Consider the following 21,988-nt stretch of genomic DNA (forward strand, 5'->3'; position numbering starts at 1 on the left):
TCTCTGCGCGCCGTGCGCTCCGGCGGCTTAACGCGCCCTCGCGCGGTCGAACAATCCGAGGGTTCGCCGTGATTTTTGGGAGGCTCCCACGGGCCTCCTGGGGGTCATGGGAGTAGTCGTCTCTGCAGTTTCTGACGGTTCGTCAACATTCATCCACCCGTCACTCGAACGTTGTCGTGTGCCCGCGTGCGGACGGCCAGACTTCCAAGTGGTGGGGTGCCCGTGCGCATCCGACCGGCATTTGATAGGAATCCGGGTATGCCTGTCTTCCCCGAGGAGCCGGAGATTCACGAGACGATCCCGGGCCCCGGCGTTCCCCTTCCCCACAAGTCGGACGCACCTGCCCCCCGTATGCCTTCCTCCACCGCCGTCGCCGCTCCGGTCCCGGGCCCTCGCCCCGGTCCGCCGCGCCCCACGCCGCCCCGTGCGGACCGCCCGATTCCCGGTCAGCGGCCCGCACCCCGACCCAAGCCCGGCCCCGCGTCGCGCCCGGGCCGGCCGACCGTCCAACTCCTGTCCGTCGCCGCGGCCGAGGCACTGGACCGTGCCGACGAAGCGGTCGACGCGCTGCTGGAGTCCGGCCGCCGCCCCGGCGACGTGCTGGTCCTGACGGTCGGTGCCGCGCACCCTTGGCAGGAACACGAGCTGAGCTTCGGCGAGGAGAGCTACTGGGCTCAACTCGCCGACGGCGGCGACGTGTTCTACGCCGACGCCGCCACCACCCGGACGCTGCGCCGGGACGTGGTGGTGCTGGTGGTCAACGAGAACCACACAGGGCGGGTGACCGCTGCGGCGCGCAAGGCGCTGGAGCGGGCCGCGAAGCTGCTGGTGGTCTGCGGCGAGACGGACACCGTCGCCCCGCTGTTCGCCTGACCGCCCGTCCGTCGTACCGATCCGGCTCCGCCTACGGGCGGGGCCGGGGCGTAGCCGTGTCCTGATGCCGTCGTGCCGCGGCGTCGCAATTGCCTTGGCGCCTACAGAGCGTTGGGGTGTTCGTGCTGCGGGCCTGGAGGCCTGGAGGCGTGGCCGTCCGGTTCGGTGAGTGGTCGCTGTGGACGAACGACTGCTCAGCGGGCGGCGGTTCGGCGGATCGCCCGGTTGTCGCGGGCGGTCTCCAGGGCGCGGATCGCCTCCAGCGACGTGACCGGGGCGACCGGCGGCTCCGACGGTGCTGATGGCGCTGACGGTATCGCCGCGAGTGACGATGCGGATCGTTCGGACTCGGACTCCGTGTCGGACGTGACCCGCGGCGGCAGTTCGGTGACGGTGTGGACCGGGCCGAGTGCCCACGACCCGGAGTGCGGGTTGCGCCCGCGTCGGCCGTCGCCGAGGGACCGCCAACCGGCGGGAGTCAGCGTCAGGTAGGAGCCGCAGCGCAGCCCGTGCAGTTCGGCGGCGGCGCGCAGGGCCCACATCCAGGCCCCGTCCTGTTCGGTCCAGTCCGGCCCGCCCTCCCGGCAGCGCAGCAGGACGGCGGTGCGACTCGGGGATATGCGCTTCAGGTCGTGCGGGGTGACCCGGCGGAGGTGGCCGAGCAGGGCGTTGCGGTGGTCCCAGCCGTCGCTGAACTGCGGACGGACGCCGAAGGAAGCGGAAGCCACCACCCGGTGCTCGGGGTCGAGCACCGCGACCACGGTGGTGCCCGGTTGCGGGAGGTGTCGCTGGTGAAGTTCGGTGACGAACTCTCGCGGTGTGCGAAGGAGGGGTACGCCGAGGCGCTCCCACTCCTGCAACGTGATGGTCCGGCGGCCGTCGTAGTGGGAAGGACCTCGGTCGATGCCGTTGATCACGATCCTCCTTCCCGTGCCCGCGTTCCCGAAGGTGTGCGGGCGTACGCCGAAGGCCGGGTCCGACGGACCGGGCGCTGGATACCTTCCAATTCTCGGGCGAGAGCGGCCGAGCGGCAATGATGAAATGACAAACGCCGCCCGGAACCCGCCTAACTGCCGGATATGTCCCGACCTTGAGGTGGAGCCATCCGGCTGACCTTGCAGTGGACGTGGCGTGTACGAGCAGAAAACGTCCAGTGAACGGGACCTGGCGTCCAAGCCTGCCTGTGCGCCGCGCCTGGCACTGAGCTCGGCCGAATCGCCCTCACCCCCGGACGGCCAGGACGAGGGGGAGCACTGCGGTGGCACCGGCCTGGCGGAGCAGGTGGGCCGCGACCGTCAGCGTCCAGCCCGAATCCACCAGGTCGTCGACCAGGAGGACCGGGCCGGGAGCCGCGGCCAGCGCGTCGGCCAGCCCTGGGGCGAGCACGAGAGCTCCGGCGACCGAGCGCAGTCGCTGGGCGCTGTTGCTGCGCGGCCCGTGCGGGGGCTCCCCGGTGGCGTACTGGACCCGGCCGAGCAGCGGCATCCGGCCGATCGAGGCGAGGCCGCCGGCGAGGTCGGACAGCAACTGCGGGCGGGTGGAGGACTCGAGGGCGACCACGCCGACCGGGCGCTCCAACCGGGTGCCGTCCGGACCGGCCGGGCCGGCCCAGCCGCCCGGGCCGCGTGCCCAGTCCGCCACCACGCCGACCACGGCGTCCAGCACCTCGCGCGGCAGCGGGCCGTCCGGGGAGCGTTCGTCGAGGAGGGTGCGCAGCCGGCTGCCCCAGCCGATGTCGGAGAGCCGGCCCAACGCGCGCCCCGGCTCTGCCTGCTGAGTGGCAGGGATGCGTCCCCTCAGCGGGATGCCGAGGGACTCCATGCCGGTCGGCCACATCCGCCTGGTCTCGAAGGAGACTCCGGGGCGGCCGAGGGCGGCGCGGGCCGCGCCGGTGGCTTCGGCCGACACCTCGGTCGAGTGCCGGGCATGGGTGCACCGGTCGCAACGGCCGCACGGGGCCGCCTCCGGGTCGTCGAGCTGGCGGCGCAGGAACTCCATCCGGCAGCCCTCGGTCGCGACGTACTCCCGCATCGCCTGCTGCTCGGCCTCGCGGGCCCGGGCGACCTTGGCGTACCGCTCGGCGTCGTACCGCCATGGCTGGCCGGTGGACTCCCAGCCGCCGCGCACCCGGCGGACCGCGCCGTCCACGTCGAGCACCTTGAGCATGGTCTCCAGCCGGGTGCGGCGGAGGTCGACCGAGGTCTCCAGCGCCGCCGTGGAGAGCGGGCGGCCGGCCTCGGCCAGTGCGGTCAGAGTGCGACGGACCTGCTCCTCGGCGGGGAAGCCGACCGAGGCGAAGTACCGCCAGATCGCCTCGTCCTCCCGGCCCGGGAGCAGCAGCACCTCGGCGCGGTCGACGCCACGGCCGGCACGGCCAACCTGCTGGTAGTAGGCGATCGGGGAGCTCGGCGAGCCGAGGTGGACCACGAAGCCGAGATCCGGCTTGTCGAAGCCCATGCCGAGCGCGGAGGTGGCGACCAAGGCCTTGACCCGGTTGCCCAGCAGGGCGGCCTCGGCCTCGCGGCGTTCGGCGTCCTCGGTCCGGCCGGAGTAGGAGGCGACCGGATAGCCGCGCTCGCGCAGGAACTCGGTGATTTCCTCGGCGGCGGCGACCGTCAGGGTGTAGATGATGCCGGAGCCGGGGAGATCGGCCAGGTGGTCGGCCAGCCAGGCCAGGCGCTGCGCCGGGTCGGGCAGCGACAGCACCGAGAGGCTGAGGCTCTCCCGGTCCAGCGGGCCGCGCAGCACCAGGGCCTGCGCGTTGCCGACGCCGGTGCCGAGCTGCTCCGCGACGTCCGCGGTGACCCGGGCGTTCGCGGTCGCCGTGGTCGCCAGCACCGGGACGCCGGGGGAGAGCTCGGCGAGCATGGTGCGCAGCCGTCGGTAGTCGGGCCGGAAGTCGTGGCCCCAGTCGGAGATGCAGTGCGCCTCGTCCACCACCAGCAGGCCGGTGGAGGCGGCCAGTTTGGGCAGCACGTGGTCGCGGAAGTCGGGGTTGTTGAGCCGCTCCGGGCTGACCAGCAGGACATCGACGCGGCTGTCGGCGACCTCCTGCTGGATCTCCTCCCACTCCTCCGGGTTGGCCGAGTTGATCGTCCGGGCGTGGATGCCCGCCCGGGCGGCCGATTCGACCTGGTTGCGCATCAGCGCCAACAGGGGCGAGACGATCACCGTCGGGCCGGCGCCGCGCGCGCGGAGCAGCGCCGTGGCGATGAAGTAGACGGCGGACTTGCCCCAGCCGGTGCGCTGCACCACCAAGGCGCGGCGACTGTCCACCACCAGGGCCTCGATCGCCTTCCACTGGTCCTCGCGCAGCCTCGCGGCGGGCCCGGCGAGGTCGTGCAGCACCGCTTCCGCGGCGGCCCGGACGGCGTCGCGGTCGGCTGGAGTGGTCGGGTGGAGTTCGCGCGTCTGCATGAGGTCATGGATACCGTGCTCCACGGACGGACCGCGAATGCCAGGCTGTGGACAACCTGGCTTTGATCCGGTGATATGCCTCCGGATCGCACTGTTCGGGCCGAAATTGTCCGCCATTCGGGGGAGCTGATGCTGAACCCCCCGGTTTATCCACAGGCCAGACGAAATATCCGTAGTCGTGGCGGAATCGGGTCCAGGCTTTCCGCCATGACCGCAGACGACCGCACCACCAAGCACTCCCCGCTCCCCGGCCACCTCCCGGTCCGGCTGCGCGGCCCCGCCGACATGGCGGAGATGCTCCCCTACCTGCTGGGCTTCTTCCCCGACGACAGCATCGTCGCGGTGGGCCTGCAGGGCCCCGCGCTCGACCAAGGCGGGGTGATCCGGATCGACATTCCGGCCGATCCGGAGTCCTGGGAGCGCACCGCCGAGGAATCCGCCCGGCTACTGGTCGAGCTGTCCGAACAGCGCGACCGCCGCCCCGTCCAAGTCCTGCTCTATCTGTGCCGGGATCCCGCCGACGGCACACCCGCGCCCGAGGGCGCTCAGGCCGTACTGGCGGAGCTCCGCCCGCTGGCGGCCGCACTCACTCAGGCCTTCCAGAACGAGCAGGTGATCGTCAAGGAGGCGCTGTGCGTCTCCGCGAGCCGCTGGTGGTCCTTCCTGTGCACCGGAGTCGACTGCTGTCCGCCGGACGGCACTCCGGTCCGCGCCGCCCACCAGCCCAGCCCGCTCGCCGTCGCGGCCACCTTCGCGGGCCTGGCCCCACGGGGCAGCCGCAAGGCAATCGTGGCCGGCCTGGCACCGGTGGGCCCGCCGCTCCGCGAGGTGCAGCGTCGCGCCTTGGAGGACGCCGGGCCGCCGTTCATCCGTGAGCTGGCCGGCCCCGACGGCCGCCATGCGGCGGTCGAGCGCACGGACGAGCTGCTGGCCAGCGCGATGGCCGAGTTCCGCAACGGCGCCCGGGAGCTCGACACCAAGCGCACGGCCCGTCTCCTGATCGGCCTGCAGGACAAACTGGGCCGTGATCGCGCCGCCGAATACGCCGAACCGCACGAACTCGCCACCGCCCAGAAGCTGTGGCGCTATCTCATCCAACGCTGCGTCGACCCGTTCGAGCACCTGGCCGCCCCGCCGATGACGTTGTTGGCCTGGACGTCCTGGCTGGCCGGCGACCCCGCCACGGCAAGGGTCGTGCTGGCCAGAGCACTGGAACTGGATCCCGGTTACACCCTGGCCCAGCTGCTCTACGAATCGTTGAACTCCGGAATCGCCCCGGAGGCCCTGCTCCGGGTGGTCCGGAGCGAACGCACCACCCGGTTGCGCGGAGCGGGGCTCCCGCCGGCCCCCGAACTCCCGCCGCCCGGCGGGCGGACAGGAGCCGAACGGCCCGGCGGCCCCTCAGGAGCCCCCGCTGTCCGGCCCGGGCCCACACCCCGGGACGGCACCGAGCCGGTGCGAGCCGCCGAGGCGGGGCTGGGCGAACCCGGGCCGGGCCGGGAGTGCTCCGAGCCCGGGCCGGGCAATTCCGAGCCCGGCGAGGACGGCAGCCCAGACGGCGGTCAGCCGACCTCCGCGCCTGGCGAAGCGTCAGCCGCTGCCGGCCGACCGGGCGGTGAGCACCGACGGCGCGCGCTCGGGGCCGCACCGCCACGAATCCCCAGGCCCCGCAGCAGAGCACCCCGACACCAGCAGTTCCTCGGAGGCTGATATGCGTACGTTCATCCCCCGCCCGCGCGGCGAGCGGCTAGATCTCGCCCCGCGCCATTCGCATCAGACGGTCCAGCACCCGGCGGCCGCTCACCCGCACCCCGTCGTGCTCCCACTCGTTGGTGATCCACGTCCGCACACCGGCCACCGCGTCCGCGGTCTCCAGCGAATGCGCCGTGTCCACGTACATGTCGTCGTGGTACACCGCCGCGTACACCGGTACCTGGTTCGTAGCCAGGCGCTGCGGGTCGTACAGGTCGGGCCAGTCGGTGCGCTCGGCCAGCAGCTGAGCCGTCTCGCGCAGCGGCTGCAGCGACGGGTCGGTCTCGAACATCCAGGGGTAGATCATCTCGCCGGTGAGCAGCACCGGTCGGTCCGCGGCCAGCGCCGCCGCGGCGTCGAACTCGGGAAACTCCTTGCGCACCCGCTCCGCCGACCAGTCGGTGGCACCGGAATCGACCGAGCGCTGCCCGTAGATCGACTCGTGCAGCACGGCGTACAGCGGCCCCTGGGCGAAGGACAGGTGCGTCTGCGCCCCCGCCAGGAAGGTGTCGGAGAGTTCCGACCCGTCCGGCCCCTCCACCCAGGCTTCCTCCAGCAGGTAGTGCAGGACGTAGGAACCGGTGCCGCTGCCCAGCATCATGCCCAGCGCCTGGAAGGCCTGGACGGTGAGCACCCCGCCGTCCGGAAGGGTCGCGGGCTGCTCGATCAGGTGCGTCGCGATTCGCCGTACCGCCGCCACGTCCTGGGGGAATCGCGCGTAGTGTCCGGCGTTCTTGCGGGCGACGCGAGGGTACGCCGCGCGGTAGACCTCGTCCGCCGAGCGGCGGAGATCGGCGAGGCCACCGGTGACGAACGCCTCGCGCAGGCCCTCCGGGGCCAGCGAGAGGTAGGTGAGGGTGCAGAAGCCGCCGAAGCTCTGTCCCAGCAGGCTCCACCGGCCGTCCTCGCCCAGCAGTTGGCGGCGGATCAGCTCGGCGTCCCGGACGATCGAGTCGGCGCGGAAGTGCGCCAGGTAGTCGGCCTGCCGGCGGGCGTCGCCGCGCCGGGCCAGCGTCTGCCGGTTGGCGGGGGTGGAACGGCCGGTACCGCGCTGGTCCAGCAGCAGCACCCGGTGGTCGTCGAGCGCCCGGTCCAGCCAACCGTCCCGGCCGAGCGGCCGGTTGGCCTTGCCGCCCGGTCCGCCCTGCAGGTACAGCATCCACGGAAGGTCGTCGTGCTCGCGTCCGGCTGCGACCACCTCGCGGGCGTAGACCTTGATCGCCTCGCCACTCGGAGTGCCGTGGTCCAGCGGCACCCGGAAGACATGGTCCGTGGTGACGATCCCGGGGATGCGGCTGAGGGAGGACATGCAACTCCTAGGTGTGAGCTGGTCACAGGCTGGTTGCGGCGCAGATCACCGAGGTCACCGGTGGTTCCGTCGTCGTGCTCGCACCGTATCCTGACGGCGGACAGGAGCCGCCGGGGGCTGTCCGTCACATGCGGAGAACCCCGAACGGCGCCACGACACAGCGGGCACCCCGGGTGTCGGCCGCAGACCGCCGAAGGGACGGCGGTGCGTGGCCGCATTCGACCGGAGGTCCGCCGGACAGGCGTGACCTGGGACAGGTGTGCTGCGTTCAACTTGCGGAACGCCGCCACTCGACCCGGCACCGCCGGGCCAGTAGCGGCCAGGGCGACCGTGTCGGGCACCGGTCACGTGTCGCTCGACCCGGCGCGACCGGGCCACGGGCGACCTTGGCGTCCGGGCCGGGACACCACCCCGGCCGGGGCGGGGCACCAGCAGTCGGGTCCTGCCCAGGTCAGAGCCGCGTGTTCCGGCGGCAGAGCAGCACAGTCCGCGATCGAGCACGCTCGCGGCCGGCCGGGCCCGCAGCCGTCGGCCGGCCGAGGGGAGGAGAGCCTGGTGACCGATTCAAGGCCACCCCACGCAGCGTCCCACCCGCTGCCGCCCACCAACCCGCCCGCACCGGGCGGCACTCCGGCACCCGTCGGAGCATCGGCTCCCCCTGTTCCCCCACACCCGGCCGGCCCATCGAACCCCCGTCAGGCCACGCCCCCGTACGGCACTCCCATCGGTGCGCCGACACCCGCCGGTTACGCCCCTGGGACGCCCGGCGCGGGCCCGGTGGTGTCCGGTGCCGCTGCCCCCGGCGTCCATGGGCCCGGAACCCCGGCGTACGGCACACCACTTGCGGGCTCCGCTGCCCAGCCGCAGGGAGTGCTGCTGAGCACACCTCCGTACGGCACGCCCACCGAGCCCACGCCGTACGCACCGGGGGCCACCCCGCCGTACGGCACCCTCACCACCCCCACGCCGTATGCGCCAGGGGCGGCTCCGTCCCACGGCACCCCGACTCCGCCGTATGGCACCCCGACCCCGCCCTACGGGACTGCCACGCCGCCCTACGGCACCCCGACCAGGCCGGGCCCAGGGGCCCCGGCTCCGGGGCGGGGCGGGGCGGCGCCACGCGCCGACTTCCCGTCAGCTCCGCTAGGTGCGTCGCCCGGTGGGCCGGGTGCTAGGTCGGAGCAGGTGGCCGGTGCGGCCGCGCCGGTGACGGCCCGTCAAGCGGCTCCGGCGGTGGTGCCTCGGCCGCAGCCCTCGGCGGCGCACGACATCCTGTGCGTCAACGCCCCGGGAATGGCGGCGTCCGGCCCGGACGGGCAGCTGCGGGGCCAGAGCCTCCACGGCTTCTTCCGGCACGGAGTGCGGACTCTGGCCAGGATGGAACTGCGGCTCGGTGGCATGGAACCGGTTCCGCTCCAGGGCACCTTGACGTCCGCGGCGGCGGCGCGCTTCCTCGGCTCGGTCCGGGTGCCGGGCGACCTCGACCCGGATCCGGCGCTGACGGTCGAACGGCTGCGGCACGCGGACGGTGCGGAGACAGTGACGGTTCGGAACACCGGTGCCCGGCCGGCCCGGATCCCGCTGGAGATCGCCCTGGGCACCGACCTGGGCCAGCTCACCGACATCGCGGCGGGCCGACGTTCGGCCGACCTGCCGGGCCAGGTCCAGTCCTCGGGCCTGCGTTGGGCCGGGCAGGGTCGCGCGGCCACCGTCAGCGCTCGCCCGTCGCCGCACGCGGTGCTGGCCGGCGCGGGCGTGCTCCGGTGGGACTTGGAGGTTCAGCCCGGAGCCCGCTGGTCCGTGGACCTGCAGGTGGAGCTGGAGACTCCGTCGACGGGCCGTCCACCGACGGGGCGCGGCCCGGGTGTGCCGCTGCCCTGGTCGGAGCCCGAGGTCCGGGCAGACGACCGTCGCGCTGCCCGCCTGGTCGGCCGTGCCCTGGACACACTGGGCGGGCTGCTGCTGGCGGACGCGGACCGTCCGACCGATCTCTACACCGCCTCGGGCGCACCATGGCGTTTCGGCCTCACCGCCGCGGATGCGCTCTGGGCGGCCCGGATGACGCTGCCGCTCGGCACCCGGCTCGCCGCCGGAACGCTCCGCGCGACGGCTCGCCGCCAGCACCTCGCACCCCAGCAGTCGGCGGGTGCCGCCCGGACGGCCGAGGGCAGCGCCGGTGCTGATGGTGCGTCAAGTCCGCCGCCGGTCGGCCCGCCCCAGGTCGGGAGCCCGGCGGGAGCCGGTGGTTCGTCCGGCCTCTCGGGCGGCGCTTCGGCAGCGCAGCCCGGTTCGGCCCAGGGCGCGGGCAGTTCGTCCGCTCCCGGCGCGGAGAGCGGCACGGCGGCGCAGGCGATGGACGGCGTGATCCCTGGGCCGTTGCGGCACGGCGGTCCCGAGCTGCCGGCGAGTTGCACGGCCACGGAGGCGACCCTGCTGTTCGTCACCGTGCTGGCGGAGGCTTGGCGTTGGGGACTGCCCCGGGCCGAGGTCGCCGAGCTGCTGCCGGCTGCGGAGCGCGCCCTCGGGGCGCTGCGCGCGGCGGTGGCGGAGGAGCCGGACGGACCGGTCGGGTTCGTCACCGACCTCGGCCGTTCGGCGGAGGAGCGGGCCGCGCGGCCCGGTCCGGCCAGGTGCGAGGTCCAGGCGCAGGCGCACCGTGCGGCGCTTCAGGGTGCGGACCTGCTGGAGGCGTTCGACCGTCCCGGAGCGGCGGAGTGGCGGGCCTGGGCGGCCGAGTTGAGGGAACGGTTCCGCGCGCAGTTCTGGATCGACGACCTGTCAGGAGGCCGCCCGGCGGCCGCGCTGCTGGCGTCGGACCGGCCGGTGCCGGCCCTCGCCTCCACTCTGGTGCACCTGTTCGACGTCGGTCTGGCCGCCGAGGGCGAGTTGCACGAGGGCCTGCTCGACCGGGAGCAGACCAGGCTGCTCGCACAGCGGCTGGTGGCACCCGAGCTCGACTGCGGGTGGGGCCTGCGGGCGTTGAGCGCGAAGTCCCCACGGTTCAACCCGCTCGGCCACCGCAGCGGCGTGGTGCGGGTGCAGGAGACCGCGCTCGCGGTGAGCGGGCTGGTGGACGCGGGCTTCGAGCGGGAGGCCGAGATCCTCCTGGAAGGCCTGCTGGAGGCGTCCGCGCACTTCGACTACCGGCTGCCGGAGATGTACGCAGGTGAGCAGAAGGTCACTGACTGCCCACCGGTGCCGCACCCGGCGGCCTGCCGTCCGGCCGCCATGTCGGCGGCCGCCGCCGTCCACCTGGTGCTCTCGCTGGCCGGTGTCCGGCCCGACGTCCCGTCCGGGCGGGTGGCCACCCGCCCGGCGAGCACCGCACCCCTGGGCGCACTGGAACTGACCGGCCTGCGGGTGGCCGGCGAGCCGTTCTCGGTCCGGGTCAGCCGGATCGGTGTCGCAGTGGTGGAGGAGGCTCCGTCGTTCCTGCAACTGGCCGCCAGCTGACGATCTGCGGGCGGTCTACAGGCCGCCTACGGGCGGTCTGTGGGTGCTCCGGCGGGCGGGAACGGGGACGGGAAGGAACGCCGGAGGAGACGGGAGCAGGGCTGTGGTCTGTGTTTATCGTCAAAGAGACGACTAAGATCGGCGGCATGTCGCGTTATGACCCGTCGGCCTTCCCCCCGTTCGCAGTCACGGTTGACCTGGTGGTGCTGACGGTGCGCGACCATGAGCTGTGCGCTCTGCTGGTGAAGCGTGGCGAGGCGCCGTTCAAGGGCTACTGGGCGCTGCCCGGTGGGTTCGTGCGGCCGGACGAGGGTCTGGCCGAGGCGGCGTCCCGGGAGCTGGCGGAGGAGACCGGGCTGCGGGCACAGTCCGCGCCGGGCCAAGTGCTGGCCGGGCAGAATCCGTTCGGTGCGCACCTGGAACAGCTGGCCACGTACGGCCACCCGCAGCGTGACCCTCGGATGCGGGTGGTGAGTGTCGCGTACCTGGTGCTCGCCCCGGACCTGCCCTCGCCCCGTGCGGGCGGTGACGCCAGCAGTGCCCGGTGGGCACCGGTCAGCGAGCTGTTCGGTGTGGACCGGAACGACGGCGAGCTGCTGGCGTTCGACCACGGCCAGATCCTCGCGGACGGCGTGGAGCGGGCCAGGTCGAAGATCGAGTACTCCTCGCTGGCGACGGCCTTCTGCCCGCCGGAGTTCACCGTCGGCGAGCTGCGCCGGGTGTACGAGGCGGTCTGGGGCGTGGTGTTGGACCCGCGGAACTTCCACCGCAAGGTCACCGGCACCCCGGGCTTCCTGCTGCCCTCCGGCGGCACGACGACCCGTCAGGGCGGCCGTCCCGCCCAGCTGTTCACCGCCGGCGGGGCGACGGTGCTCAACCCGCCGATGCTCCGCCCCGAGGCCTGACGCCCGAGTTCGGCGGGGCCGTACCCGCCGTCGCCGAGGACGAGTTGCTCGCGAGATGAGATGGGCCGGTTCCGTGCGGGCGGGACGGCGACGGCTCGTGGGGGAGGCGTCAGTGGCGTGAGATCACTGTCCCCTGTTCGGGTGAGCTAGGCGCTAACACCGTCCACGATGCATCCGGAATGCCTGGTTTCAACGCTTCCGCGTCCTACTGTGCAGGCTCAGGCCTGGCGGACGAACCCCGGTCTGTCGGCGGGCGAGGGAGCGGGCGGCGATGATCCAAATCACCGGACTGACCAAGACGTACCGAAGGGGCCACCCCCCGGCGGTGCTGGACCTGACCTTCGAGGCCCGGCCGGGGACGGTCACCACGCTGCTGGGGGACGAGGGGGCGGGCAAGTCCACTGCCTTCCGGCTGATGGTGGAGCTCGAACGCGGCCGCGGTTTGGCCCTGTTCGGCGGCCGCACCTACCGGCGGATCCGGCGTCCGGAGCGGGAGATCGGCGTGCTGGTCCCGTCCGGCAGGCCGGAGGCCGGGCACCCCGGCCAGCGGGCCCGGGCGCACCTTCGGATGTTGGCGGGGGCGGTCGGCGTCCCGGTGCGGCGGGCCGACGACCTGTTGGAGCAGGTCCGTCTGGCCCCCGTCGCCGACCACCGGATCGGCACCTTCTCGCCCGGCATGCACCGCCGGCTCGCCCTGGCTGCCGCCCTGCTCGGCGATCCCACGACGCTGCTCCTGGACGCCCCGACCGAGGGCCTTTCGCCGCGCAGCGAGGAGTGGTTGCACGGCTACCTGCGGTCCTTCGCGCTGACGGGCGGCACCGTGCTGATGTCCACCCGCAGCCCGGAGGAGGCCGCAGCGCTCGCCGACCGGGTGGTCACCCTGGACGCCGGTCGACTGGCCGCCGACCAGCCCGTGGTGGAGTTCCGCCGCACCCGGCTGCACCCCGAAGTCCTGGTCCGCGGCCCGCAGATGGCCCGCCTCGCGGACCTGCTGGTCGCCCAGGGCGCACAGGTCCGGCGGGAGGGCGGAGCCGGTCTCGCGGTGAGCGGCATCGGCCGCACCGAGGTCGGTGAACTCGCCTACCGCAACGGCGTCCTGCTGCACGAGCTGGCCGACCGGGTGGTGCAGCGCCCGATCTCGTTCCCGGCCGCTCTGCCCAGCGGCTCGGGCCGCTCCGGAGAGGTCGTGATCCGGACGGTCCGTCAGAACACCGGCGAGCGGCCCCGGATCGCCCCCGCCCCTGGAACCGGTCCTGTTCCCGCCCTCGGACCGGCGGCAGCCCCGGCCCCGGCCCCGGTCCCGGACTCCGACACCCCGAGGCCCGCCACCGTCGGCCGCCCGGCCGCCGCACCCGACGCCGAGTGCCGGACCGGCGAGCGCCGCACCCTCGACCATCGCGGCCTGCAGGCCGGTCGCTGGGCTGCTGCCGCCCTCGTCCCCGACCCGCCCGCGCCGCCCGCCCCGTCCGCTCCGGCCGAGGCCCCCGTCGACCTCATCCGCCGGACGCCTCGGGGCTCCTCCCCACTCCGCCGGATGCCCCCGGAGCAGTCGGCCGCACCCGCCGCGCCCACGCCGGTCGCGCCCACGCCGATCGTGCTCGATGCCGAGCAGCTGGCCGCCAACCCGACCGACGCGGAGCTGCTGACTCCCGCCCGGATCACGGGAGTTGGTCACGCCTCGGCTCCCGGGCGGACCGCCGGACGAACGCCCGCGCAGCCGCAGCCGCAGCCGCGACCGCAGCAGGCGCAGCCGGAGCCGGTGCCGGAGCAGGGGCGGTCGCATGTGCGTCTCCGGCCGGTCCATGCCGCGGAGTTGCGTTCGGCGGGGCAGGCCGGGAAGGCCGGGCCGGCGGTGGGGCGGATGCAGGTGGTGGCGGGCGAGAGCGGGGCGAGTGCGGTGCGCAGGCGCGCTGTCGGCGACGAGAACGGGAGTGAGTGAGACCGTGCGGTTGGTGGCTTGTGAGGTGCGTCGGTTGCGCGGGGTGCGCTCCACGTGGGTGGTGGTCGCGGCGGCGGTGCTGCTGAACGCGGCGCTGGCGGCGGTGGCGGTCCAGCGTTTCCCGGCAGGGAAGTTGGCGGTGCCGGGGGCGATGCACGCGATGGCCGGCGTGGTCCCGTGGCTGCCGCTCCCGCTGACCGCGCTGGCCGCGGCGGCGCTCGGCGCGCTGGCGTACAGCAACGAGATGCGCTGGCCGGGCCTGGCCGCGTCCCGGGTGGGCCTGGGACGCCGGCTCGGTGCGCTGGCCGCGAAGCTGGTGGTGGTCGGGGCGGCAGCGGTCCTGCTGGCGGTGCTGACGCTGGTGGTGAATGCCCTGCTGGTCCGGTTCGCGCTGCCCGGCACGGTGGACCCCTCGACGGTGTTCGCACAGCCGCGCCCCGCGGATCTGCTGGCCCTCCCGGGCCTGGCGCCCGCCCCGGCGGCGGGCCCGTTCGCGGTGGGCGGGATCGGTCGCCCGCTCCCGGCGTACCTGGCGCTGGTGGTGGCAGGCGGCTGGGCCGGCCTGCTGCTGGCGGCGTTGGTGCGCAGTGCCGTCGTGGGGTTCCTGCTCACCTGCGCGACGCCCGCTCTGCTGGAGCCCACCGCCGGTCTGCTGCTGCATCACTTCGGCCGGAACTGGCCGCTCTGGGTGGGGGAGTTGTTGCCCTTCCAGTACGGCCTGAACCTGGTCCACGAGGCGACCGACCGGACGGCGGCGGCGCTGGACAGAGTGGTCGTCGTCGCCCTGCTGGCCCCGGCCGCCCTGTTGGTGCTGGCCGTGCTGGCGTCCCAACTCCGCCGCCGCGCACTGTAGTGATCCTGGCGGCCCCGGCCCCCGGCGTGCCTGCGCACCGCAAGCACTGCAAGCACCTCACGTACCGCAGGCACCTTCCGCAAGCACCTCCCGCACCGCGGGCACCTCCGCAGGCACCTCGCGTACCGCGGAATTCGGTGACCGGCACTGACGGTGCGACAAGCTCCGCCGACCCGGCGTCAACCCTCACGCCGGGGCCGCGAAGCGCGGTCCTGAACCGTCGCCGAATTCGGGTCGGGATGAAGCCGGGATGACCGATATGCGCATTTCTGGCTGATAAGAAGTCAATTATCCAGACACTGCCGATCACCCTTTCGTGTGCTTTTCAGGAGAATGCTCAAGACGGCTCCGCCGATCGCCGACAAAGGATGGCGTGAGTACCCTTGCGCACCCCACCGTGACCGCCGCTCGCCAGGCCGAGTCGATCTCCGCCTCCGAGCTGGACCGCTTCCCGTACGCCGACCGCCCGATGCCACCCGCCCCCCGCTGGGAGGGGGCGGAGAACGAGCTCGCCCGGGCCGGTCGGAAGACCACCAGCAGCCGCGGCCGCGGCCTGCACGGCCAGCTGGTCCAGCAGCTCGGCCAGATGATCGTCTCCGGCGACCTGGGCGCCGACCGCCCGCTGGTGCCGGAGGAGATCGGCCAGCGCTTCGAGGTCTCCCGCACCGTGGTGCGCGAGTCGCTCCGGGTGCTGGAGGCCAAGGGCCTGGTCTCGGCCCGGCCGAACGTCGGCACCCGGGTCCGTCCGGTCAGCGACTGGAACCTGCTGGACCCGGACATCATCGAGTGGCGCGCCTTCGGCCCGCAGCGCGACGAGCAGCGCCGCGAGCTGTTCGAGCTGCGCTGGGCGATCGAGCCGCTGGCCGCCCGTCTCGCCGCCGGCCACGGCCGGGAGGACGTCCAGCACCGGCTGGTCGAGCTGACCGAGATCATGAGCCAGGCCGGCAGCCAGGGCGACCTGGTCAGCTACGCCCGCGCCGACGCCGAGCTGCACGGCCTGGTGCTGCAGATGGCGGGGAACCGGATGCTGGAGCACCTGTCCGGGATCGTGGCCGGCGCGCTCCAGGTGTCCGGCGGTTCCGGCACCACCTGCGAGCGCCCGTCCGAGTCGGCGGTCGGCCTGCACACCCGGCTGGTCGACGCGCTCGGCACCGGTGACGGCACCGCCGCCGAGGCCGCCGTCCGCGCGCTGCTCACCGTCCACCCGGACGTCGAGCACGCCGTCCCCGCCCCGCGGGAGCACTGAGCGGTCCAGCCCAGCCCGTTCCGAACGGATGGCCCTTCTGCTGCTCCACCCGCAGCCGGGGGGCCATCGGCGTGTCGCGTCCCACACAGTTGCCCGCGCCACACCCGTCGCCCACCCGAGCGGACCCGAGCGGACCCGAGCCGGACAGGCCCGAGCGGGCCCGCCCAGGCTGGGCGCGGACCGGCTCGTGAACAGCCGCAGAGGCCCCGAAAGGCCGATGGCAGGCCGGTGGCAGACCGGCCGACGGGCCGGTCTGCGATAGGCCGCCCGGGGCAGCCCGTACCGGCCGCCGGGTGGTGTGACGGGCGCCACGACGGGCATGCGTAACACTTGAGTGGCGGCAGCGATGTGTACGGAGCGGAAGCAGCTCCGGAATACCACCACAGACCAGACGGCTGTGTTGGTGCGCGGCGCTGCTGCCGTCCTGCAGACCCCGGTCACCGTCCAGCCACCCGAGTCCCTCGGGCGGTCGGTGCGGGATCGTCCACTCATCGTCCGAGAGGTTGTTCGTGTCGGCCAGCACATCCCGTTCGCTTCCCCCCGAGATCGCCGAGTCCGCGGCACTGCTGGCGCTCATCGAGCGGGGCAAGGCCCAGGGGCAGATCGCCGGTGACGACGTGCGCCACGCGTTCGAGGCGGACCAGATCCCGGTCACCAAGTGGAAGAACGTCATGCGCAGCCTCAACCAGGTGCTGATTGAGGAGGGGGTGGAGCTGATGGTCAGCGCGGCCGAGCCGGCCGGCGCCAAGCGCAAGAGCGTCGCGGCCAAGAGCACCACCAAGCGCACCGCGACCAAGGCGGTCACCACCCGCACGCCGGTCGCCCAGACCAAGCCCCCGGTGCGGATCGCCCCCAACGCGACCGTGTCCCCGTCGGTGGCCGTGGCCGCCGCCGTGACGACCGGTGAGGTCACCGTCGTCGAGACCATCGGTCTCGCCGAGGCCCGGACGGCCGCCAAGAAGGCCGCTCCGGCGAAGAAGGCGGTGGCCAAGAAGGCCGCCGCTCCCGCGAAGAAGACCGCCGCCAAGAAGACCGCGGCCGGCAAGCCCGGCGCCAAGGGCGACGAGGACATGGTCGGCGAGGAGGAGCTCCTCGAAGACGTGGCCCTGCCTGGCGACGGCAAGGAAGAGGGCCCCGAGGAGGAGTCGGACCAGGGCTTCGTGCTCTCCGACGACGACGAGGACGACGCCCCGGCGCAGCAGGTCGCGGTGGCCGGCGCCACCGCCGACCCGGTCAAGGACTACCTGAAGCAGATCGGCAAGGTCCCGCTGCTCAACGCCGAGCAGGAGGTCGAGCTCGCCAAGCGCATCGAGGCCGGCCTGTTCGCCGAGGACAAGCTGAGCCAGGCCGACAAGCTCGCCCCGAAGCTCAAGCGCGAGCTGGAGATCATCGCCGAGGACGGCCGCCGCGCCAAGAACCACCTGCTGGAGGCCAACCTCCGCCTGGTGGTCTCGCTGGCCAAGCGCTACACCGGCCGCGGCATGCTGTTCCTGGACCTGATCCAGGAGGGCAACCTCGGTCTGATCCGTGCGGTCGAGAAGTTCGACTACACCAAGGGCTACAAGTTCTCCACCTACGCGACCTGGTGGATCCGGCAGGCGATCACCCGCGCCATGGCCGACCAGGCCCGCACCATCCGCATCCCGGTGCACATGGTCGAGGTCATCAACAAGCTCGCCCGCGTGCAGCGCCAGATGCTCCAGGACCTGGGCCGCGAGCCCACCCCGGAGGAGCTGGCCAAGGAACTCGACATGACCCCGGAGAAGGTCATCGAGGTCCAGAAGTACGGCCGCGAGCCGATCTCGCTGCACACCCCGCTCGGCGAGGACGGCGACAGCGAGTTCGGTGACCTGATCGAGGACTCCGAGGCGGTCGTCCCGGCCGACGCGGTCTCCTTCACCCTGCTCCAGGAGCAGCTGCACTCGGTGCTGGACACCCTGTCCGAGCGCGAGGCGGGCGTGGTCTCGATGCGCTTCGGCCTGACCGACGGTCAGCCGAAGACGCTGGACGAGATCGGCAAGGTCTACGGCGTGACGCGTGAGCGCATCCGTCAGATCGAGTCGAAGACCATGTCGAAGCTGCGCCACCCGTCGCGTTCCCAGGTGCTGCGCGACTACCTGGACTGATCCTCCGTCAGCCCGAGTCACCTGGACGGGCCCCTTCGCCACCGGCGGAGGGGCCCGTTCGCATGTCCGGGCGTCGCCCGATGGAGTGGCTGGTGCACATATGCGCGGCACGTTGGGTGATCGGATGACTACGCTGGGCAGGTTGTCGCACTCCGACCGGTGCAACGTCCCACGCCTGCCCGCCGAACCCCTGGAGAACCGGTGCCCATCCTGGACCCGTCCGCGCCTCGGCTCCGCCGCAGGGCGGTCGCGCTCGTCGCCGTGGCCGCCCTGCCCGTCCCGCTGATCGCGCTGGGTGCGGCCGGCCAGGCCGTCGCGCAGCGGCGGATCGTCGGGGGGACGGGCGCGAGCACCGGTGACCATCCGTGGATGGTGGCGCTGTCCAGCCGGCCGCAGTTCGGCTCGTCCCGTTCGGGGCAGTTCTGCGGTGGGGCGCTGGTCACTCCGACCAAGGTGGTGACGGCGGCGCACTGCTTCTATGACGAGAGCACCGGTCGGCCGACCCAGCGGCCCTCGCTGCGGGTGATCGTCGGTCGGGACGACCTGCGGGGCAGTGCGGGGCGGGAGGTGGCGGTCAGCGGGGTGTGGATCGAGCCGAGCTACAGCTTCGCCGCGAACAGCCGCGATGTGGCGGTGCTCACGCTGGCCGAGCCGCAGAACGGCCGGCAGGTGCTGGAGATGGTGGATCCGGGCGAGAGCCGGCCGTACGCGGCGGGCACGCCGGCGACGGTGTTCGGCTGGGGCGACACCCGGGGCACCGGCAACTACTCGAACACGCTCCGGCAGGTCACGGTGCCGATCATCTCGGACGCCGACTGCGGGCACGCCTACCCGGGCGGCCGGGACAGCGCGTACGACGCGCGCAGCATGGTGTGCGCGGGAGAGGAACGCGGCGGCAAGGACGCCTGCCAGGGCGACAGCGGCGGCCCACTGGTGGTGGGCGGGCGGTTGGCCGGCCTGGTCTCCTGGGGGGCGGGCTGCGCGGAGGCCGAGCACCCCGGGGTGTACACCCGGATCTCGGCGGTGGCGGAGTCCGTGCAGAACGTGCTGTGACGTGCCCGACACGACCTGCCGCGGCGGCCGGGAAAACGCCACGGCCGGGTGGCCCGCCCCGAAGGGCGGGCCACCCGGCCGCTCAGGCAGCTCCCGGGTTCGAGCGGGAGCGTCAGCGCTCGCTCTCGGCAGCCGTCGCCGCGGTGCCGGAGAGGCGGTCGCTCTCGTCGTGTATCTCCACGGCGATCTTCTTGAGCTCGGGCTCGAACTTACGCCCGTGGTGGGCGCAGAACAGCAGCTCTCCGCCGCTGGAAAGGACGACGCGCAGGTAGGCCTGAGCGCCGCAACGGTCGCAGCGGTCTGCCGCGGTGAGCGGGCTCGCAGGGGTCAGAACAGTAGTCACGTCGCCTCTTCTCTAGCTCGACGAGCTGTGTACCAGGATCAACATCCAACCAGGTCGAATTCGTTCCCGCTCGTGGCTTTTCTCTTTGAGGATTCTGCTGTCTCGTTGATGAGGGCGTGCCCCGGGCACCGGTGGTTCATGCGTACCGATTCCGATGGTCCGCCAATCACCTCGAACGCCCGATCGGGCCGGGGTGCGAGGTCCGCGTAGCATAATCCTCCGCTGGGTTGGAGCATAAGCCCCGTCCCGAACCCCGTTTGACCGCATCACAGCAGCTCCGCCGCCCTCTCCGGCCGCCCCGGTCCGCCAGGACCCGTGGTGTCGGCAGGAGATGGCAGGGTGGGGGCCGCGTCCGCGGTGGGAGTCGTGTTCGCGCAGCGCGTACAAGGCGCGCGGGCCTCGGCGGCCGAAGTCTCAGTTGCTGAGAGCATGCGGGGTGTCCGTCAACATCATGGAGGAGTGCAGAGCGTGAGTGGAGAAAAGACCGTCCCGTCCTCTCTGGTGACCGGTGAGGGCGGGTCCGACTACACCGCGCGGCATCTGCTCGTCCTCGAGGGGCTGGAGGCGGTCCGCAAGCGGCCGGGCATGTACATCGGGTCGACCGACAGTCGCGGTCTGATGCACTGCCTGTGGGAGATCATCGACAACTCGGTGGACGAGGCCCTCGGCGGCTTCTGCGACCACATCGATGTGCTGCTGCACCAGGACGGCTCGGTCGAGGTGCGGGACAACGGCCGCGGCATCCCGGTGGATGTGGAGCCCAAGACCGGGCTGTCCGGCGTCGAGGTGGTGATGACCAAGCTGCACGCGGGCGGCAAGTTCGGCGGCGGCTCGTACGCGGCCTCCGGCGGTCTGCACGGCGTCGGCGCCTCGGTGGTGAACGCGCTGTCCGCCCGGCTGGACGTCGAGGTGGACCGGTCCGGCACCACGCACGCGATCAGCTTCCGGCGCGGCACCCCCGGCGCGTTCGCCGAGGACGGCCCGGACGGGAAGTTCACGGCCGGCAGCGGCCTGACCAAGAAGGGCCGGTTCGCCAAGACCCGCACCGGCACCCGGATCCGCTACTGGGCGGACCGGCAGATCTTCCTCAAGGAGGCCAAGCTCTCGCTGGAGTCGCTGCACGCCCGGGCCCGGCAGACCGCCTTCCTGGTGCCCGGCCTGACCATCGTGGTCCGTGACGAGCGGCTGACCGAGAGCGAGCAGGTCCAGGAGGAGACCTTCCGCTTCGACGGCGGCATCAGCGAGTTCTGCGAGTTCCTCGCCCCCGACCGCCCGGTCTCCGACGTGCTGCGGTTGCGCGGCGAGGGCACCTTCAAGGAGACCGTCCCGGTGCTCGACGAGCTCGGGCACATGACCCCGACCGAGGTCACCCGGGAGCTCGGGGTGGACATCGCGCTGCGCTGGGGCGCCGGTTACGACAGCACGCTGCGGTCCTTCGTCAACATCATCGCCACTCCCAAGGGCGGCACCCACGTCAACGGCTTCGAGCGGCAGCTCGCCAAGACCGTCAACGAGGTGCTGCGGTCCAGCAAGCTGCTGCGGGTCGCCGAGGACGACATCACCAAGGACGACGCGCTGGAGGGCCTGACCGCGGTGGTCACCGTCCGGCTGGCCGAGCCGCAGTTCGAGGGGCAGACCAAGGAGGTGCTGGGCACCTCGGCGGCCAACCGGATCGTGGCGGCGGTGGTGGCCAAGGAGTTGAAGAACTTCCTGACCTCTGCGAAGAAGGACGAGAAGCTCCAGGCCCGGGCCGTGCTGGAGAAGGTCGTCGCCGCCGCCCGGACCCGGGTCGCCGCCCGGCAGCACAAGGAGGCGCAGCGCCGGAAGACCGCGCTGGAGACCTCCTCGCTGCCCGCCAAGCTGGCCGACTGCCGCACCGACGACGTGGACCGCAGCGAACTGTTCATCGTCGAGGGCGACTCGGCGCTGGGCACCGCCAAGCTGGCCCGCAACTCCGAGTTCCAGGCGCTGCTGCCGATCCGCGGCAAGATCCTGAACGTCCAGAAGGCCTCGGTGAGCGACATGCTCAAGAACGCCGAGTGCGCGGCGATCATCCAGGTCATAGGAGCAGGCTCCGGCCGCACCTTCGACATCGACCAGGCCCGGTACGGCAAGGTCATCTTCATGGCCGACGCCGACGTCGACGGCTCGCACATCCGCACCCTGCTGCTGACGCTGTTCCACCGCTACATGCGGCCGATGGTCGAGCAGGGCCGGGTGTTCGCCGCGGTGCCGCCGCTGCACCGGATCGAGCTGACCAACCCCAAGCGCGGCCAGGAGAAGTACCACTACACCTACTCGGACGCCGAACTGCGGCGCACCCTGCTGGAGTTCCAGGGCAAGGGGCTGCGTTGGAAGGACCCGATCCAGCGCTACAAGGGTCTCGGTGAGATGGACGCCGACCAGTTGGCGGAGACCACCATGGACCCGCGGCACCGGATCCTGCGCCGGATCAACCTGGGCGACCTGGAGTCCGCGGAGAAGACCTTCGACCTGCTGATGGGCAACGACGTCGCGCCGCGGCGGGAGTTCATCGTGGACTCGGCGGCCACCCTGGACCGCTCCCGGATCGACGCCTGAGCGAGCCGCGCGGAAGGGCTCTCCACCCACGGGTGGAGAGCCCTTCCGGCTTTGGGTTCCACCCTCGCTCCGAGGAGTCGGCGGCCCGTTCTCCGTAGCGTTCGGGGTGTCGAAAGAACCCCGTCCAGGAGGCACCCGA

Annotated in this window: 14 protein-coding genes; 10 read left to right on the plus strand and 4 right to left on the minus strand. The window is 72.8% G+C overall.

Annotation, left to right across the window (positions count from 1 at the left end; translation table 11 throughout):
• Positions 1–351: 351 nt before the first annotated feature.
• Positions 352–873 carry a hypothetical protein gene (locus IEZ12_RS21905; RefSeq protein ID WP_308431063.1) on the plus strand — a complete coding sequence of 174 codons (522 nt, stop codon included), beginning with the start codon at positions 352–354 and terminating at the stop codon, positions 871–873.
• Positions 874–1,067: 194 nt separating this feature from the next.
• On the opposite strand, the gene IEZ12_RS21910 is transcribed toward IEZ12_RS21905, so the two are convergent.
• Positions 1,068–1,790, minus strand: coding sequence for a hypothetical protein (locus IEZ12_RS21910; RefSeq protein WP_189273844.1), 723 nt, complete (start codon positions 1,788–1,790; stop codon positions 1,068–1,070).
• Positions 1,791–2,094: 304 nt separating this feature from the next.
• Positions 2,095–4,290, minus strand: coding sequence for a RecQ family ATP-dependent DNA helicase (locus IEZ12_RS21915; protein ID WP_189273846.1), 2,196 nt, complete (start codon positions 4,288–4,290; stop codon positions 2,095–2,097).
• A 207-nt stretch (positions 4,291–4,497) separates the two neighbouring features.
• Between IEZ12_RS21915 and IEZ12_RS40135 the strand changes: the two genes are divergently transcribed.
• Complete coding sequence (locus tag IEZ12_RS40135; RefSeq protein WP_189273849.1) at positions 4,498–6,000, plus strand: DUF4192 domain-containing protein; 1,503 nt, start codon at positions 4,498–4,500, stop codon at positions 5,998–6,000.
• A 37-nt stretch (positions 6,001–6,037) separates the two neighbouring features.
• Here the strand turns inward: IEZ12_RS40135 and IEZ12_RS21925 are convergent, their stop codons facing one another.
• Entirely contained in the window at positions 6,038–7,351 is a 1,314-nt protein-coding gene (locus tag IEZ12_RS21925) for an alpha/beta fold hydrolase (RefSeq protein WP_189273852.1), read from the minus strand.
• A gap of 1,206 nt (positions 7,352–8,557) precedes the next feature.
• Between IEZ12_RS21925 and IEZ12_RS21930 the strand changes: the two genes are divergently transcribed.
• The 7 genes from IEZ12_RS21930 (at position 8,558) to IEZ12_RS21960 (ending at position 18,926) form a co-directional block, all read left to right on the plus strand.
• Positions 8,558–10,804, plus strand: coding sequence for an amylo-alpha-1,6-glucosidase (locus IEZ12_RS21930; protein WP_229847759.1), 2,247 nt, complete (start codon positions 8,558–8,560; stop codon positions 10,802–10,804).
• A 146-nt stretch (positions 10,805–10,950) separates the two neighbouring features.
• Positions 10,951–11,709: an NUDIX hydrolase gene (locus tag IEZ12_RS21935; protein ID WP_189273856.1), complete on the plus strand. Its 759-nt coding sequence runs from the start codon at positions 10,951–10,953 to the stop codon at positions 11,707–11,709.
• A gap of 271 nt (positions 11,710–11,980) precedes the next feature.
• Positions 11,981–13,648 (plus strand): ATP-binding cassette domain-containing protein, encoded by a 1,668-nt coding sequence (locus IEZ12_RS21940; RefSeq protein WP_189273858.1) that lies wholly within the window; start codon positions 11,981–11,983, stop codon positions 13,646–13,648.
• Positions 13,649–13,682: 34 nt separating this feature from the next.
• The gene (locus tag IEZ12_RS21945) at positions 13,683–14,501 is read left to right on the plus strand and encodes a hypothetical protein (protein WP_189273863.1); all 819 of its coding nucleotides are present in this window, start codon (positions 13,683–13,685) and stop codon (positions 14,499–14,501) included.
• Between the two features lie 373 nt (positions 14,502–14,874).
• Complete coding sequence (locus IEZ12_RS21950; protein WP_189273865.1) at positions 14,875–15,747, plus strand: FadR/GntR family transcriptional regulator; 873 nt, start codon at positions 14,875–14,877, stop codon at positions 15,745–15,747.
• A gap of 503 nt (positions 15,748–16,250) precedes the next feature.
• Positions 16,251–17,873 carry an RNA polymerase sigma factor gene (locus IEZ12_RS21955; RefSeq protein ID WP_083462151.1) on the plus strand — a complete coding sequence of 541 codons (1,623 nt, stop codon included), beginning with the start codon at positions 16,251–16,253 and terminating at the stop codon, positions 17,871–17,873.
• Positions 17,874–18,074: 201 nt separating this feature from the next.
• Positions 18,075–18,926 carry a S1 family peptidase gene (locus IEZ12_RS21960; protein WP_189273867.1) on the plus strand — a complete coding sequence of 284 codons (852 nt, stop codon included), beginning with the start codon at positions 18,075–18,077 and terminating at the stop codon, positions 18,924–18,926.
• A gap of 112 nt (positions 18,927–19,038) precedes the next feature.
• Here IEZ12_RS21960 and IEZ12_RS21965 read toward each other — a convergent pair whose 3' ends face one another.
• The gene (locus tag IEZ12_RS21965) at positions 19,039–19,269 is read right to left on the minus strand and encodes a DUF7455 domain-containing protein (RefSeq protein WP_100589805.1); all 231 of its coding nucleotides are present in this window, start codon (positions 19,267–19,269) and stop codon (positions 19,039–19,041) included.
• 429 nt (positions 19,270–19,698) lie between these two features.
• Between IEZ12_RS21965 and IEZ12_RS21970 the strand changes: the two genes are divergently transcribed.
• On the plus strand, positions 19,699–21,849 hold the full coding sequence (locus IEZ12_RS21970; protein WP_373295511.1) for a DNA gyrase/topoisomerase IV subunit B: 2,151 nt from the start codon (positions 19,699–19,701) through the stop codon (positions 21,847–21,849).
• Positions 21,850–21,988 lie beyond the last annotated feature (139 nt).

This window comes from Kitasatospora griseola (assembly GCF_014648555.1).
Classification (GTDB): Bacteria; Actinomycetota; Actinomycetes; order Streptomycetales; family Streptomycetaceae; genus Kitasatospora; species Kitasatospora griseola.

Bases quoted from the DNA above. Each gene is read 5' to 3' on its own strand.
- IEZ12_RS21905 (WP_308431063.1), top strand. From the start codon at position 352: ATGCCTTCCTCCACCGCCGTCGCCGCTCCGGTCCCGGGCCCTCGCCCC.
- IEZ12_RS21915 (WP_189273846.1), bottom strand. From the start codon at position 4,290: ATGCAGACGCGCGAACTCCACCCGACCACTCCAGCCGACCGCGACGCC.
- IEZ12_RS40135 (WP_189273849.1), top strand. From the start codon at position 4,498: ATGACCGCAGACGACCGCACCACCAAGCACTCCCCGCTCCCCGGCCAC.
- IEZ12_RS21925 (WP_189273852.1), bottom strand. From the start codon at position 7,351: ATGTCCTCCCTCAGCCGCATCCCCGGGATCGTCACCACGGACCATGTC.
- IEZ12_RS21935 (WP_189273856.1), top strand. From the start codon at position 10,951: ATGTCGCGTTATGACCCGTCGGCCTTCCCCCCGTTCGCAGTCACGGTT.
- IEZ12_RS21940 (WP_189273858.1), top strand. From the start codon at position 11,981: ATGATCCAAATCACCGGACTGACCAAGACGTACCGAAGGGGCCACCCC.
- IEZ12_RS21970 (WP_373295511.1), top strand. From the start codon at position 19,699: ATGCGGGGTGTCCGTCAACATCATGGAGGAGTGCAGAGCGTGAGTGGA.